Annotated in this window: 14 protein-coding genes; 11 read left to right on the top strand and 3 right to left on the bottom strand. The window is 39.5% G+C overall.

Annotation, left to right across the window (positions count from 1 at the left end; all coding sequences use genetic code 11):
• The first annotated feature begins 3 nt into the window (after window positions 1-3).
• Genes RI844_RS07480 through RI844_RS07440 form a run of 9 tightly spaced genes read left to right on the top strand, consistent with a single transcriptional unit; the run spans window position 4 to window position 7,842 of the window.
• Window positions 4-954 carry a 3-oxoacyl-[acyl-carrier-protein] synthase III C-terminal domain-containing protein gene (locus RI844_RS07480; RefSeq protein WP_348397821.1) on the top strand — a complete coding sequence of 317 codons (951 nt, stop codon included), beginning with the start codon at window positions 4-6 and terminating at the stop codon, window positions 952-954.
• On the top strand, window positions 951-1,808 hold the full coding sequence (locus tag RI844_RS07475) for a diiron oxygenase (protein ID WP_348397820.1): 858 nt from the start codon (window positions 951-953) through the stop codon (window positions 1,806-1,808). The genes RI844_RS07480 and RI844_RS07475 overlap by 4 nt, the downstream gene beginning before the upstream one ends.
• The gene (locus tag RI844_RS07470; protein WP_348397819.1) at window positions 1,805-2,077 is read left to right on the top strand and encodes a hypothetical protein; all 273 of its coding nucleotides are present in this window, start codon (window positions 1,805-1,807) and stop codon (window positions 2,075-2,077) included. Before RI844_RS07475 ends, RI844_RS07470 begins: the two co-directional genes overlap by 4 nt.
• Window positions 2,058-2,984, top strand: a complete 927-nt coding sequence (locus RI844_RS07465; RefSeq protein ID WP_348397818.1) for an aminoacyl--tRNA ligase-related protein — start codon at window positions 2,058-2,060, stop codon at window positions 2,982-2,984. The genes RI844_RS07470 and RI844_RS07465 overlap by 20 nt, the downstream gene beginning before the upstream one ends.
• The gene (locus tag RI844_RS07460) at window positions 2,981-4,114 is read left to right on the top strand and encodes an SDR family oxidoreductase (RefSeq protein ID WP_348397817.1); all 1,134 of its coding nucleotides are present in this window, start codon (window positions 2,981-2,983) and stop codon (window positions 4,112-4,114) included. The genes RI844_RS07465 and RI844_RS07460 overlap by 4 nt, the downstream gene beginning before the upstream one ends.
• Window positions 4,107-4,724, top strand: a complete 618-nt coding sequence (locus RI844_RS07455; RefSeq protein ID WP_348397816.1) for a 4'-phosphopantetheinyl transferase family protein — start codon at window positions 4,107-4,109, stop codon at window positions 4,722-4,724. The genes RI844_RS07460 and RI844_RS07455 overlap by 8 nt, the downstream gene beginning before the upstream one ends.
• Entirely contained in the window at window positions 4,721-5,275 is a 555-nt protein-coding gene (locus RI844_RS07450) for a ferritin-like domain-containing protein (RefSeq protein WP_348397815.1), read from the top strand. The genes RI844_RS07455 and RI844_RS07450 overlap by 4 nt, the downstream gene beginning before the upstream one ends.
• 19 nt (window positions 5,276-5,294) lie before the next feature.
• Window positions 5,295-5,519 (top strand): hypothetical protein, encoded by a 225-nt coding sequence (locus tag RI844_RS07445; protein WP_348397814.1) that lies wholly within the window; start codon window positions 5,295-5,297, stop codon window positions 5,517-5,519.
• A 7-nt stretch (window positions 5,520-5,526) separates the two neighbouring features.
• Window positions 5,527-7,842 carry an efflux RND transporter permease subunit gene (locus RI844_RS07440; protein ID WP_348397813.1) on the top strand — a complete coding sequence of 772 codons (2,316 nt, stop codon included), beginning with the start codon at window positions 5,527-5,529 and terminating at the stop codon, window positions 7,840-7,842.
• An 84-nt stretch (window positions 7,843-7,926) separates the two neighbouring features.
• On the opposite strand, the gene RI844_RS07435 is transcribed toward RI844_RS07440, so the two are convergent.
• The 3 genes from RI844_RS07435 to RI844_RS07425 form a co-directional block, all read right to left on the bottom strand.
• On the bottom strand, window positions 7,927-10,359 hold the full coding sequence (locus tag RI844_RS07435; RefSeq protein WP_348397812.1) for an ABC transporter permease: 2,433 nt from the start codon (window positions 10,357-10,359) through the stop codon (window positions 7,927-7,929).
• A gap of 51 nt (window positions 10,360-10,410) precedes the next feature.
• A complete protein-coding gene (locus RI844_RS07430; protein WP_348397811.1) occupies window positions 10,411-11,091 on the bottom strand; it encodes an ABC transporter ATP-binding protein in 681 nt (226 codons plus the stop codon).
• Window positions 11,092-11,191: 100 nt separating this feature from the next.
• A complete protein-coding gene (locus RI844_RS07425; RefSeq protein ID WP_348397810.1) occupies window positions 11,192-12,538 on the bottom strand; it encodes an efflux RND transporter periplasmic adaptor subunit in 1,347 nt (448 codons plus the stop codon).
• A gap of 226 nt (window positions 12,539-12,764) precedes the next feature.
• On the opposite strand from RI844_RS07425, the gene RI844_RS07420 reads away from it, so the two are divergent.
• Window positions 12,765-14,183, top strand: a complete 1,419-nt coding sequence (locus tag RI844_RS07420; RefSeq protein ID WP_348397809.1) for a sigma-54-dependent transcriptional regulator — start codon at window positions 12,765-12,767, stop codon at window positions 14,181-14,183.
• Complete coding sequence (locus RI844_RS07415; protein ID WP_348397808.1) at window positions 14,173-15,525, top strand: sensor histidine kinase; 1,353 nt, start codon at window positions 14,173-14,175, stop codon at window positions 15,523-15,525. Before RI844_RS07420 ends, RI844_RS07415 begins: the two co-directional genes overlap by 11 nt.

Genomic DNA, 15,525 nt, shown 5'->3' with positions numbered 1-15,525 from the left:
ATTATGACTGATAGCTATTTACAACAATTGGGGTATTCATTAGGCAGTGAATGTCGTTCGTTAAAACAAGCTGAACAAGCCGGTGTTTTGCTCTCAACTATGCAAGCACTTAAAGAGTCAGGTTTTGAACAGCATTTTGTTTGTTCGAAAGGTGAAACTGCTTATCAACTGGCGTGTCAGGCGCTTGTTGACAGTCAAATCGATACTGCTGAAATTGATTGTATTATTTACGCAAATTGTTTACCGCAAAATGCCAATAGTCATCAAAGCGAAGAATTTGAAAGCAGCCGAGACGTAAAAGATTTAATGGTGTTTCCTGCCAGTAAATTACAAGTTGAATTTGGTATGGATAACGCTTTTGTTATTGGCTTAACTCAGCAAGCATGTACTTGCATGCTCGGCAGTATACGTATCGCTAACAACTTCTTAACGGCAGAAGATAATATCAATAATATTTTGTGTATCAGCGCTGATAACTTTCCCAGAAACGCTTATTACGAGCAAGCGTATAATTTAATTTCAGATGGTGGCGCCGCCTGTTTAGTGTCACGAAAGCCGCGAGGTTTTCGCATTTTAACGGTTCGGCATCTTACTAATGGTGCCCAGGTCAGTGCCAGTGATGATGAAACCGTCGGCAGTTACTTCTCTTATTTGCATCAGTTAATAAGCGCTACCCTGCAACAAATAAATCTGGCGGTGACCGATATCGATTGGGTGGTTCCGCAAAATACCAATGCCAAAGCCTGGGCTATTCTTGCCAGCCTGTTAGGGATTGATGAGCAGAAGGCGTGGTTTGATTCCTTAGCGCATGTGGGTCATGTGATCAGCAGCGACAATATCATTAACCTGTCTCGTCTTGATAACAGCGGGAAAATGAAAAAAGGTGAGCTGGTGTTACTTTTTATGGCCGGATTTGGCAGTAATTGGCAATGTATGGTGGTAGAAAAAGTATGAATATTGCAACGTTTACCACGCAATTAAAAAAATTAACGCACATGTCTGAGCAACAATTTTTAACGCCTGACGCGATTACTTGGCCTGAACACTTGCCTGAGAATCAGTGGTTTTTTTCTGCTGAATTAATCTCAATATTTGGCAGCAAGCAATGGCATGAATTAACTGAGCAACAGCAAATACGGTTAAGCTTTTATGAAGCAGTAAACTTTTTTAGCTTAAACGTACATGGTGAAAAATACTTGATTAACGCTGTTAGCAGTCACTTATTTAATTTTCCATCAATAGCAATGTCTGAGTATTTGTTGCATTTTATTGAAGAAGAAGCCAAGCACATGATGTATTTTTCACGGTTTTGTATCCAGTATGCTAATAAAGTTTACCCATTACGTGCTTTGGATATTGCTGCTGAACCCCATGGTGACATAGAGCTGTTATTGCTGTTTGCTCGAATTTATATTTTTGAAACTGTTGTCGATGAATATAACCGCCGTATTGCGAATGATAAAAATGTAGTTGCTATTGTTGCCGATATTAACCGTTTGCATCATCTAGAAGAGTCTCGACATTTAGCTTTTGGCTTAGGCTTTTTAAAATATTGGTTTAATGAACAGAAAAATAATATTGATGAACAGCAACTACTCAAAATAAATCAGCACCTAAATGGTTTTTTACTCACTACCTGGAAACAGTTTTATTGCCCTGACGCCTATTTCGACGCTGGTTTAACCGATTGTGCCGGTTTAAGCATGGCTGTATTTAATAGTGAACGTGCCAAGCTGCATCGAGATGCCTTGCAACAAAAAAGGCTTGGCTGGCTTTACCAACAGCAACTTTTAGGGGATGTAGGATGAATAAATCAGACGCCGAAACATTAGTACGCGAATGCTTACAGCGAGTTAATCCAAATACTGACTTCAATACTGTGAGTAATGAAACGTCTTTGCTTGAAAATCGATTCATTACCTCTTTTCAAGTACTTGATTTATTACTATTACTTGAACAAAGCAGTGGTAATAGAATTACCGCCCAGCAGTTGCTACCAGGTTGTTTTAAAAATATCGCGGTGATTGTAAATAGCTTTTTTACGTTGGAGGCCGAAGATGTGTTTTGTCGAGAATAAAAGCAAGTATAAAGCAGAACAATTAGACGATTTACACGGGGGGGATCTGCAATGGCACGATCTACAATGGCATAGCGATGGCTATGCTGCGTTGTCTGGTGACTTATTGAAATATTTAAACTTGCTTGATGCACGGATTGAGCAATGGGCAGAGCAGTTAAATGCAGTTCAATATTTGTTCCCAAATTTTATCTCAATAGCAGATTTAGCGCCAACCGGTTATTGTGATTCGTTCCCTCACCTTGCAACCTTTGCCTATACGCCAGAGCCTGAAAGCGACAATTTAAATAAGTTTAAGCAAAGTGCAATCAATTCAAATGCAACAACCCCAAGTTCTGTAAATGAAAATGTCGACTGGCAAGCAACGAAGCAAGTATTAACGCCAGCCTCGTGCTATCACTTTTATCATCGCTTTAAAAACCATAGCCTTGATGAGACAAGGTACTTAACCACCAAATGCACCTGTCATCGCCGCGAAGAATTTTATGCGCCATTACAACGACAATGGAATTTTACCATGCGTGAAGTCGTATGTTTGTCCGATCCGAACGGGATAGACAAGTTTATCGAAACAGCGCAGGCGTTTATCAGCACTTTTGCTAACGAGCTTGGGCTGAACGCATCATGGCAACAAGCGAGTGATCCATTTTTTGACCCCTCTAATGACAGCAAAGCTATCAGTCAACTTGTTGAGCCGGTAAAACAGGAGTTATGCCTGAAAAATGGTTTGGCGATAGCATCAACCAATAATCATCGCAGTTTCTTTAGTGATTGCTACAACATTAGCTTAAATGGTAAGCCAGCGAGAACTGCTTGTGTTGCGTTTGGACTCGAGCGGTGGTTGTTTGCCTTGTTGAGTCAACATGGTAATAATTTTGATAAGTGGCCATTAGGAGAGACATTATGAGTAAAGGTGTTGTTTTAATTACCGGCGCTGATGGCTATCTTGGCTATGCAATTGCTAGCTATTTGTTAAGCAATAGTAATTTGCAAATATGTTTGTGGGTTAAAGCAAGCAGTGAACAATCTAAAGCAATTAAAAAACAACGGTTAGCCTCATTGTTAACCGACCCTCGTTGTAAAATAGCCTTTGGTGAACTGGCGGATGAAGCGGTATTTGCTGATATAAACGCCACAGAAATCACTCATATTGTGCATTGTGCAGCCATTACCAACTTTGCCGTTGAAAAAGATGATGCCTATCAAGTAAACGTATTAGGTACACGCAAGTTATTGTTGTTCGCCGAAAAATGCCAAAAGCTAAAATGTATTTCATTAATCAGCACATTATATGCAGCAGGTTTAGATAACAAAGCGTTAAATGAAACCGCTATTCATCCAACACCGGAATTTGCCAATTATTATGAGTGGTCAAAATTTAATGCTGAAAAAATATTGATTGAAGAATTTGCTGATTTGCCATGGCAAATTGTGCGCGTGGCCACCATAGTTGCTGATAATGATTTAGGTGAAGTACATCAATACAATGTGTTTCATCAAACCTTACGGTTACTTTTTTATGGCTTGTTGGCCGTAATGCCCGGCAATGAGTCAACAAAAATTTATTTAACCACTAGAGATCAATCGGCCGATTTATGTGGCCAATTATTACTTAATGAAAGCCGTGGTTTTTTTCATTCATCAATTGATGAGCAACATTCTTTGGCGTTGGGTAAGCTTATTGATGAAGTGTATCTGCAATTTAATTTGCATGATGAATTTGTGCAGAAACGCATTTTGAAACCGCGCTTTGCCAGTTGGCCGGCATTTAAGGTACTAATTGATGGTACTCAATCGTTAGGCAGTATATTAGGGCAGGCACTAGAGGTTATGTCGCCGTTTAGTCAGCAGTTATACGTTAATAAAGCGGTTGATAATAAACGTGCCAGAGATTGTTCGAATGTAGAACTAAATTTTGATGTGAATACACTGCTGCCGAAAGTGTGTTGTTATTTAATTGCAAATAAATGGGGCCGACTAACGGATAACAAACAAACTTCTTTCACAGTTACGCAAGGGGTAAAAGTTAATGGATAAAATTCTCAGCCAATGGTCAGGTAAACACGTGTCACTGAAAAAGTGTGAACAGCCGTTGCCTTTAAGCCAATTGAGCCTTAATGAAAGAAAGGTTTATGATTCTTTTTTGACCCAATCGCGTAAAACTGACTGGTTAAAAGGACGTAACGCTTTAAAAGAGTTGTTGCTAAAAAATGGTCAAAGCTCAGATACACAGCGATTAAGTTTTCCTAACCAAGCGTTTTCTTTAACCCACAATGACGGCCTGGCAATAGCCATTACCATGAATGATGTTGCTGGGGTCGGAGTCGATTTTGAAGCATGGCATAAAGTAAAACCCCAAATGGCACACTGGTTTCTTAATAACACCGAACAATCTTGGCTATCAACGTTAAGCAGTGAGCAATATGATAAAGAGTTTGTTCGCCTTTGGACGGTAAAAGAAGCGTTATTCAAAGCGGCAATGAATAATGAACAGTTGGCGTTAATTGATTTTCAACTAGACCAACCGAGCGCGATGACAGGCATAGCTACGGTTGATAATCATCCTAGTTGGTTATTTTACTATAAATGCATTGTTGATGATGTCGGGGCATTATGCGTGGCATTCTCGCAAAGGAGTACATTATGAATATAAATGAAAATATCCGTTGGTTATTGAGTTTCTACCGTACCTCCGAAATTTCCGGCGCCTTATTTTTTGGTCAACTGGCGCGCAGCATGAAGCCTGGCATAATCCAGCATAATATGACGCAACAATTTGCCGATGAAGCACAACATTCAAGGTATTGGACAGATTGCTTAAATAAGTTAGATATGGAGCCATTTAAGCTGGCCCGAAGTTATCAGGATTACTATTTAAAGGCCGCGGGTTTACCGTCTAATTTAATGGAGGTTTTAGCCATTACCCATGTATTTGAATTAAGAGTTTTCGAGCAATACTCGCACCATAAAAAAATAATTTCACAACCAAAAATTGTACTTCAAACATTAGAGACTATTATTGGTGAAGAAGTATGGCACTTAAAGTGGGTACGTAAGGCTTTAAAAAATATGGAAATTGAGTACGGTGTTAATGAAGTACAGTCAACCATTAAGCGGTTTATGGAGGCTGACAAAGCCGCGTATCTTAAAGTAACGGATGAATATCAAGACCGAATTGAAACTATGATGACAGCGTAGGTCATTTAGGAGATAAACAATGGTAGATGAAAAACAGTTTTTTTCAGACATGGCAAATATTTTGGCCTGCCCGGAAGATAAGATTAGTGCAAAAACCAAAATGCTTGATTTAGTCGATAATTCATTCACCTTAGTTGAACTGATCATCGAAATGCAAGAGTTATACGGGATCAGTTTTGGCCAAATAGAATTGAAAAGTGTTGAAAATGTTGGTCAATTGCAGGATCTCTTTAATATAGATTAATTTGAGTATGGATTTTTCTACTAAGGTTCATCAAAATTATCTAAACCTGCAAAAGTTGATAGGCAAAAATCAGCGTTTGATCTTAGTGCCATGTTTTATCATTTGGCTGATATTAAGCCTGGGAATTTTTCAGCTGCGCTATGATTTTTCATTCAAACCATTTTTTTTAACACAAAGCTCGCAATATCAAATTACCCAACAATTTGAGCAAACATTTGGCCAAGCGTCTGGCAGTTATGTAACTTTTATTTTGCATAATCAAAATATCTTACAGCCGGGCTTTATTTTAAACTTAAATGAGTTGTCTACGCAGATAACAGAGGTTAATGGCGTTGCTCGAGTGCTAAGTTTAACAACCTTGCACAACCTGGTTACCGAGCCATCATCGAAACAATATCCTACCTTAAAACTAATGCCGGCGTTTCCTGTAGAATCCTTCAACGAAGAGCTAGATTTACAAAAACGTTTACAGCAAATTGCTGATAATATTGATGCTTATCGATTGGTGTTATCAAAGGACAAACAATATACCTTATTAGCCGTAAAGCTTATTCCGCCATTGAGTGACTTGCAGCAACGTCAGTTCATTATTGAAAATATAACAAGTAAAATTAATAACCATTTACCTGAAAATACCCAAGTCTATAAATCAGGTGTTTCAATAGTCGAAGCAACCTATGCTGAACAGATCCTAATCGATCAATTCATTGCCACAGTTCTTACCACTGTATTTGTCGCAATGCTGGTTTATCTAGTATTAAAACAATGGCGGGTATTATTGATTGTACTTACGCCGGTGTTTTTGGTGATTGTTTCGTGTCTTGGGGTTATGGGCTGGTTAAATATTCCGGTAACCATTATCAATAGTGTTGTGCCAGCCGTTATACTGGTTATTGGAGTGGCCGATGCCATTCATATGGTCCTAGCATATTTACGAAAATATTCGCTAGAGCGTAAAACAGACGTTGCGATTGAGGATATGCTCTTTACTACCTCGCCAGCGTGTTTTTACACCTCAATTTCTACCGCTGCCGGTTTTTTCTCTTTGCTTATGGCCAAACTCATTATTATTCAAAATTTTGGTTTAGTCGTCGCTGTTGCCGTTATCCAACTCTGGTTGGCAAATCAGCTATTGATCCCATTTTTACTTCGGAAAATTTTGTTACAGCCAAACATTATCGATAATAAATTCGCCAAAACAACGGTTAGCTTTATGTATAAAATGGCTAACTTTGCCACGATACAACCATACAAGGTTATGTGCGGCACCGGGGGAGTTATTGTTGTTTGCCTGCTCAGTTTTAATTTCATAAATATCGAGCAAAAGTTTAACGAAGAGTTAGCTCAGCAGCACCCCATAAGAGTTGCGCAAACCTTATTAGAGCAAAAATTTACTGGCTTCTTAGGGCCTGATATCAGAGTTAAACGAGTTGACGGTGAGCACGTTTTTACACATAACTCTGTCAATAAACTAACAACATTTATAGACGCAATTAAAGCGTTAGAGCATACCGGCACAATTCATTCTATATTTCACTTGTTACCCAGTCTGAATAATGAATTGCAATACAAAAACTCGATAGAACAACTGCGACATTTACCTTCTGAGCAATTAAATCTTGCTGAACTGATTAATGAAAGTAATACCGTTGTTGCCCTGCAAATTCGTATTGCTGATATAGGCTCTAAGCAAGCAATGCTGTATACCAAACACATACAAGATTTGGCGAAGCAACATTTAGGCAGTGAATTTAAAGTCGATATTGTCGGGCAGTGGTGGCTTGCCCAACAAGGTATGAATCAAATTTTAATCGATATGATCATTACTCTATGCACTGCTTTTGTCATCATAATTCCAATTGTTATTGTCGCGTTAAAAGAAAAACGATTGGTGATTATTGCCATTATTATAAATTTTTTACCCATTTTAATACCTTTAGCCTTCATGGCTTTAACCGGAATAAAAGTAAGAATTGGCACAGCGGTAGTGTTAGCTATCGCCATTGGTATTGTGGTTGATAATAGCTTTCATTTATTGACCAAGTTAAGATCGTTAGCTAAAGAAAACATGCCGGTGCAGGCACAAATTCAATTAATGTTAGACAGTGCCGGTAAAGGCGTTATCTATACAACATTTGCATTAGTGGCGGGTTTTTTATCTATGCTGAGTAATCAACTTATTGCGATTAACGATATGGGTGTTATTGCCAGCGTTACCTTTGTCGCGGCGTTGTTGGCCGATATACTCTTGCTACCAGCACTGTATGCTTTACCGCAAATAAAAACCAACCAGCAAACAATATCAAAAGGGGCACGCTGTTAAATTAACGTATCGCCCCTTTGTTCTGCTATGTGCTACGACTAATACCAATCCGTATAATGATCTGTAAAAGTACGATAAAAATAATTATTCGTAACGTAATGCACTTATTGGGTTTGCGCTCGCAACTTTAAATGCATGTAGCGCAATAACAACCCAAGCTAAACCTACCGCTATAATGCCCGACATAAAAATAATCGGGATCTGTAAATCAATGCGTTCAGCAAAAAATTGCAAGTACATGTTTGAGGTAAAATAAGCTAATGGTAGGGCAAAAATAATAGCCCACATCACCGGCTTAGAGAATTGCCATAATAACAATTTAACAATTTGTGGTAATGAAGCGCCCATTACTTTGCGAATGCCTATCTCTTTAGTGCGAGAGCGTGCCATAAAAGCAGCCAAGCCAAATAACCCGATTAATGCTAATAGCAGTGCAAGGCCAGCAAAGCCTGCTAAAACACCATTCATGGTTTTATAAATTTGATAGATTTGGTTAAACAATCCATCTAAAAATCTATGTTGAATAGGGTAGTCGGGTAATACTCTTTTCCACGCTTCCTCTATTTCAGTAATGATATTGGCTGAAGCACCTTTACGAATACGAATTGCACCATAGCGATGTGGTTCGGGATTATTAATAAAAATCCACGCTTTCATTTTATTATGTAGACCTAACAAGTTTTGATCTTCCATCACCCCAACAATGTCGTATTGGAATGATTCTGTTTCTTCTCCTTGTTCGCCCCAAAATGTTTCCCCTACAGCATCGTCTGGTGTGGCAAAACCGAGTTTCTTAGTCAATAATTCGTTAACGATAACATTAGCCCTACGATTTTCAATATCGCGTCTTTCATCGCCAAGAACATCTCTTGAAAAGTCTCTACCAGCAATTAAAGGCACGTCAAAAGTTGTCAAAAAATCATGATCAACTTCATTCACATTTGCTTGCACGTCACTGTTTTTCTCTCCTTTAATTCTACTTACTTCTCGTTGACTGTTGCTTTGTTCAAATGGCACTTGTGCGGCGAAAGTAACACTTCTGACATCATCTAATTGTAGTAATTCGTTGCGTAACGTATTTTCTCTTGTACGTATCGACTCTACTGCCATTTTTTCAAGTAACAATACTTCATCTTTTGGATAGATATCACTGCTTTGTTGAACTTTTTCATTTTGAAAAAATACTATCATTACCAGAGCGAGCATAAAAATAGACAACATAAATTGCGTGCCGATCATTAATGAACGGAAAAAGTTACCTTTTGCACCTTTACCATTTACATCCCGTAATGCATCTATGGGTGTGGTCTTGGTAATAAGAAAACTTGGGTAAGCACCAGCAATAAGTCCAACGATAATTGTTGTGCTTAATAACCAAGGTAAGAGAGCTACGTATTTTATTGCTACAACTTTATCGGTTGCACCATTAAATAATGGCACCAATAATTCTAAAAATACTATGGCCAAGATCATTGATATAAAAGCTATGGTCATACTCTCGGTTAAAAATTGCGTCATTAGTTGGCCTCGGCCCGCCCCTAATGTTTTGCGCAAACCTACTTCTTTGGCACGGCCAATGCTCTGAGCTGTGGCTAGATTAGTGTAATTAACAATCGCGATGAGAAGTACCAATACACCTAATATTTGAATAGTTTCAATGACTGGCATGCCCACCATATCCCAAAATGAAGCATTGGTGTTTTTAAGTTGGCGAACGCTTAATGACGTCATGAATTTTTCTTTCATTTCAGCTTCAACATGACGGTCAAAAATTGCATTTAATTTTCGATTTAAATCAGCTGTACTCATCGATTCTTTGGTCATCACATAAACATGATTACCAGTGCTAATGTTGTTCCAGTTACCTGCCAAATCCCAGTCTTCTATCCGGTTAAGTGCTTCTAAGGGCGCAAACATTGTTATCGCATCGGTGATAAGGGATGAATTAAAATGGCTGTTTTGCGGTATTTCTTCTATAACCGCCGTTACGTGTAAGTCGTGCTCGTGATTAAGCATTACGGTTTCACCAACAACATCTATTCGGCCAAAAAACTTTATTGCCGTTTCACGAGTAAGTACTAAACCTTTTGGGTCAGCCAAAGCGCTAGCATCACCTGAGATATAATCAAAATCAAAAATGCTCAGTAACTCTTTGTCGGCAAACCTTAGTGTTTCATGAAAGTGGTTATCAGCAATCGTCAGTAAATAACCGCGCCTTATCGTACGGGCAACTGTGTCTAACTCTTCAAGTTCTGCGCCAATTAGTGGTCCCAATGCCGAATAAGTGTTATCGAGTTGGCTCACGCCAATATTAGCTGTAGGGGACAAAACAGATCCTACGGTATAAATTCGCTGATGGTTTTTATACATAGTGTCATGATTACGCTCGTATTCGGCAATAATGCCTCCGAATAAATAAACGGTAAGGCCAATGGCTAAGCCAATAACGTTGATGGCGGCATAAAGTTTATTTTTTGCTAATGCCCGTATCGCTATTTTTATGTAATTCTGAAACATGCTAGTTCCTTTAATAATCTGTAACTATTTAACTTTTCTCTGTACGTTATGCTACGCCGCACGTACATTTTCAGTCACCACATGGCCATCAAACAGATTGATAGTACGACGCGCGTAGTCCGCATGAGCTGGGCTATGCGTTACCATAACTATGGTGGTACCTTCTTGATTTAACTGTTGCAACATCTCCATGACCTCTTGGCCATGGGCGCTGTCTAAATTTCCGGTAGGTTCATCGGCTAAGATCATCGCTTGATCGCCAACCACAGCACGGGCAACCGCTACACGTTGTTGCTGTCCACCAGACAATTGACTTGGCATATGCTTAGCTCTATGGGCAATCCCCACTTTGTCCATTACTCTTGCAACACGCGTTTTACGCTCAGCTGTTGGAATGTTGTGATAAAGCAACGCCAGCTCAATGTTTTCCTGCACTGAAAGCTCTTCAATTAAATTGAAATTCTGGAAAATAAAACCAATGTTTTGTTTACGAATGTTGGCCAGTTGCGCTTCGCTATAACCTGAAATGTCTTCGTCCATAAACATATATTGACCATCCGAAGGATTATCTAACATGCCAACAATATTCAATAAGGTTGATTTACCGCAACCAGAAGGCCCCATAATGGCAACAAATTCGCCTTGTTCAATTTCAATGTTGACACTGTTTAATGCGGCCGTTTCAACTTCGTCTGTTTGATATACTCTTGAAAGATTGTGTAGCTTTAACATAATTCATTTTCCTTATTTCGATGTTGATTTCTTATTTAAATTAAAAGTTATTTAATTTTAAAATTTGTTTGCGTTAACGGTACTAAGCTAATGGCCCAAATTAATTGTTTAAGTTCAGGCGTTCCATATCTTGATAGCTGCTGTACGGACTAGTTATCACTTGCTCGCCTTCGTCCAAACCATCCAGTACTTCGATATAGCGACTGTTTCTGCGCCCTAAACGAACCGTGCGTTTAACCGCCTCGGTTTTATCAGCAGTGACTACGAATATCCAATTACCGCCAGTATCTTGAAAAAATGCACCATTAGGTATTAACAAGGCTTTAGTTTCATCACCTAAGGTCAATTTGGTTTGAATGGTTTGGCCGCGGCGAATATTAGATGGCTGTTCACCAATAAATTTGAAGTCGACTTCAAACTGACCATTTATTACCTGCGGGTATATTTTGGAAATCACCAATTGGTAATCATCAAACTTCGCCTTTTGACCAAGATCGACACGGCCCAAATAAAACTCATCAATATTGGCAGTAAGTTTATAATCGTTAGGCGTATCTATTTGCCCAAGGCGCTCGCCACGGCCAATACTTTGCCCCACTTCCACATTAAAACCTGATAACTTGCCATTAACCGGGGCACGAACGTTCATATTTTCCAAATTTTTACGTGAGATCTCTAAGTTACCTTCAAGGCGGTTGCTGGTATCTTTTAAAAACTTTAATTGCTCGGTTTGCATGCGAGTATCAGAGGCTTGGCTTTCAAGAGTGATGGTAAGGCGGTTTTTATACCATTGTAGGGTGTCGCTAGTATCTTCATACTTGGTTTGAGCAACAGACCCGGTAGTAACTAGTTGCTGTTCTCGTTCTAACTGGCGAGTAAGCATCTTTATTTGGTAATTAATATCTACCAGGTTACGTTTGTGTTGTAGGCGATTTTGCTCAAGCGATAACTCAATTGAACGCATATTATTCAACTGCTCAGCAACTCTCGCTTCGTTACCTAGCACATTAAGTTGTAGTGAGGCATTCGACAATTCAACAATTAAATCACCATTATTTAAAGTTGCACCATCTTCAACCAATATGCGTTCTACACGACCACCTTCAACGGCATCTAAATAGACGGTTTTTGCTGGCGTTACGCGGCCTCGCACTGGGATGAAATCTTCAAACGTGCCGCTGGTAACCGTTGATACGACAATTCGGTTTTGATCCACGCTTAACGACCTGCCACCATTTGTGGTGATTGATTGATAACCAAAATAGCCAATAACTACTGCTAAAACGGTGATCCCAGGCCATTTCTTCAGGGGATTTTGTTTGCGGCTTACTTTGCGGTCCATACCGGCACCCGACACAGCTTTAGAAGAATTGCCTGCTTTTTTAGCTGGCATTTTAATCTCTTTTTTGGCTTTCGTTGTTTGTTCCATTGGTGTGATCGTACCCATATGTTGTATGTCCTCATCAAGCTGAGTGCTGTGCTTTGCGAAAACATTTGCTGTTGCTTTCAATGTAAATAATATGTTGCAAACGTTGTGCCATATTTTTAGTTGTTGATTTTCAATGGAAAAATTATAATGTGTCCGATATCGAACATTATCTACTGTACGCTTACGAACAGTTGGTGTACGATAATGAACAGTTGATTTTACCTTTACTGCATAAGGCGATAGCGTGAAACAAGATGGCGTAATACTCATTGTTGATGATGATGAAGATATTTTAGTGGCGGGTAAGCTGCTGCTAAAAAGACACTTTTCCAGTGTGCAAATATGTAATCAACCGGAGAATATTCCGCGTTTACTGAGTGAACAAAAATTCGATGCTATTTTATTGGATATGAATTTTGGCCCTGGTGAAAGTAGTGGCGCACAAGGTTACTTGTGGCTTGAAAAAATCCTTGAAATTGATCCGCAATCGGTGGTGATTATGATCACCGCCCACGGAGGGGTTGATGTTGCGGTTGATGCGATGAAATTAGGCGCCACCGACTTTATTGCTAAACCTTGGCAAAATGAAAAGGTAGTCGCAACACTTTCTGCTGCGGTGCAATTGGGTCGAACAAGAACCGAGGCAAAAGATCTGAGGAATACCAATAAAGTATTGGCCGAAGTAAGTGGGGCAAGCTCAGGGCAGGCTTTGTTGGGGAATTCTCCTGCAATGAAAACCGTGTTCTCATTAATCGAGCGCACTGCACCAACCGATGCCAATGTGTTGATACTTGGTGAAAATGGTACCGGTAAAGAACTTATTGCAAGAGAAATTCATGCGCAAAGCCTACGCTCTAATAAAGTATTTATGTCGGTTGATTTAGGCTCATTGTCTGAAACGTTATTTGAAAGCGAATTGTTCGGTCATAAAAAAGGCGCTTTTACCGGCGCTAAAGAAGACCGAGTAGGGCGCCTACAAGCGGCTAATGGTGGCAGCTTATTTTTGGATGAAATAGGTAACTTGCCTCTGCATTTACAAGCCAAACTATTAACAGTACTTGAGCAACGCATGGTCACACCTATAGGTGCTAATTTAGCTGTACCAATCGATGTAAGAGTGATCACCGCAACTAATGTGAGTAAACAAGATTTATCCTTAGAGTCTAAATTTAGGCAAGATTTATTGTTTCGCTTAAATACGGTGGAAATTGAGTTACCACCATTAAGAAAGCGTCACCAAGATATTGCCGTTATCGCCAACCACTATATTAATCTATATGCTCGAAAATATCATAAACCCGTTAAGTTGCTATCAGCAAAGGCATTAACAGCAATAGAAAACTATCCTTGGCCAGGCAATGTAAGAGCACTAAGACATGCCATTGAAAGAGCGATTATATTATCGCAAGGGCTAGAGTTGGAGCCTATAGACTTTCAATTAGATCCCCAACCTAATCAGGCTGGAGATGTGGTTGCCCCAGTATCAGTAAACGTTGCTAACAGTAACACCATTGAAAACGAGGATTTGAATCTTGATCGATTGGAAAAGGGCGCAATTAAACAGGCCTTACAGAAACATCGTTATAACATTAGTCATGCAGCCAAAGATTTAGGCTTAACCCGAGCTGCGCTCTATAGAAGGATGGAAAAACATGGCTTTTAAAAAATTCTCATTAATGATCGCCATGCGTACAGCATTGATAATGTTGACGCTTATTTTTCTAACATTTCTTCTGACCACTCCTGGTTATCATGCTGCAACTTTATTAACCTCGTTGTTTCTAATTGTGCAATGCATTTTGGTGTTTCGCTTTATTACTAAAACTAATGCTGAATTAGCACGATTTTTAGATGCTGCTCGTTATGCCGATTTTTCACAACGCTTTGAATTGAAAGAATTGGGTTCAGGCTTTGGCGAACTAGGCAGCGCATTTACCGATATCCTTAAACGCTTTCAAGCGGTACGTACTAGCCAAGAAAAAGAGCTACGCCACTTAAAAGCGTTAATAGAACATGTGCCAGTGCCATTAATGAGTGTACATGCAGATAGCACGTTAACACTGTGGAATAATAGTGCTCGTCGACTATTTGGCTCAAACCATGTCACCAAGGTGGAAGATCTAGCGCAATTTGGTGAACAATTTTCCCGACATATTAAATCTGTTGGTGCTGGTGAACGCCGTTTGGTTACCTTTGAAGTAGACGACATGGAACAGCAATTAACCATTTTATCTACGCAAATAATAATTGCAGATAAGCAAGAAAGACTGCTCAGTATGCAAAACATTCAAAGTGAATTAGATGTGGTGCAACTGCAAGCCTGGCAAGATTTAGTGCGAGTGTTAACCCATGAGATCATGAATAGCATCACCCCAGTAGCCTCATTATCAAAAACTGCGGTGGATTTATTAGAGGATGCTAAAAGTAAAATAATTGACCACCCAGATTTAGTTGAATCATTGGTCGATGTATCTGATGCCGTACAAACTGTAGCGCGCAGAAGTGACGGTTTAACAAAGTTTGTCGGCAGCTACCGACGTTTGACCAGGCTACCACCACCAAATAAACAAGTTGTAAAGCTCCGTGATATATTCAGCCAGGTTAGTACACTCGCTACCCAACAATGGTTAGAAAAAGGTATATCGTTTAACGCTAATATTGAACCGTCTGAGTTAGACATTAACGTTGACAAAGATATGATTGAACAGCTACTGATAAATCTGTTACAAAATGCTGAGCAAGCTTTAATGTCGGTCACAAACCCAACTGTTACAATGAATGCGTCGTTAAATAAACGTGGCCATGTGGTTATCGACATAAGCGATAATGGCGCAGGTGTGCCTGATGATATTGCCAAGAAAATATTTGTGCCATTTTTTACCACCAAAAAAGAAGGCTCCGGTGTTGGGCTGGCTTTAACTCGACAAGTGATGGTTGCCCATGGTGGTAATGTCAAATTAGAGCGGAGCCCATTAGGTGGCGCATTATTTCGATTAACATTCTAG

Source organism: Thalassotalea fonticola (assembly GCF_032911225.1).
GTDB classification, from domain to species: domain Bacteria; phylum Pseudomonadota; class Gammaproteobacteria; order Enterobacterales; family Alteromonadaceae; genus Thalassotalea_A; species Thalassotalea_A fonticola.
Note: the sequence above shows the minus strand (reverse complement) of the source record. Positions and strands in the feature narration are given on the sequence as shown.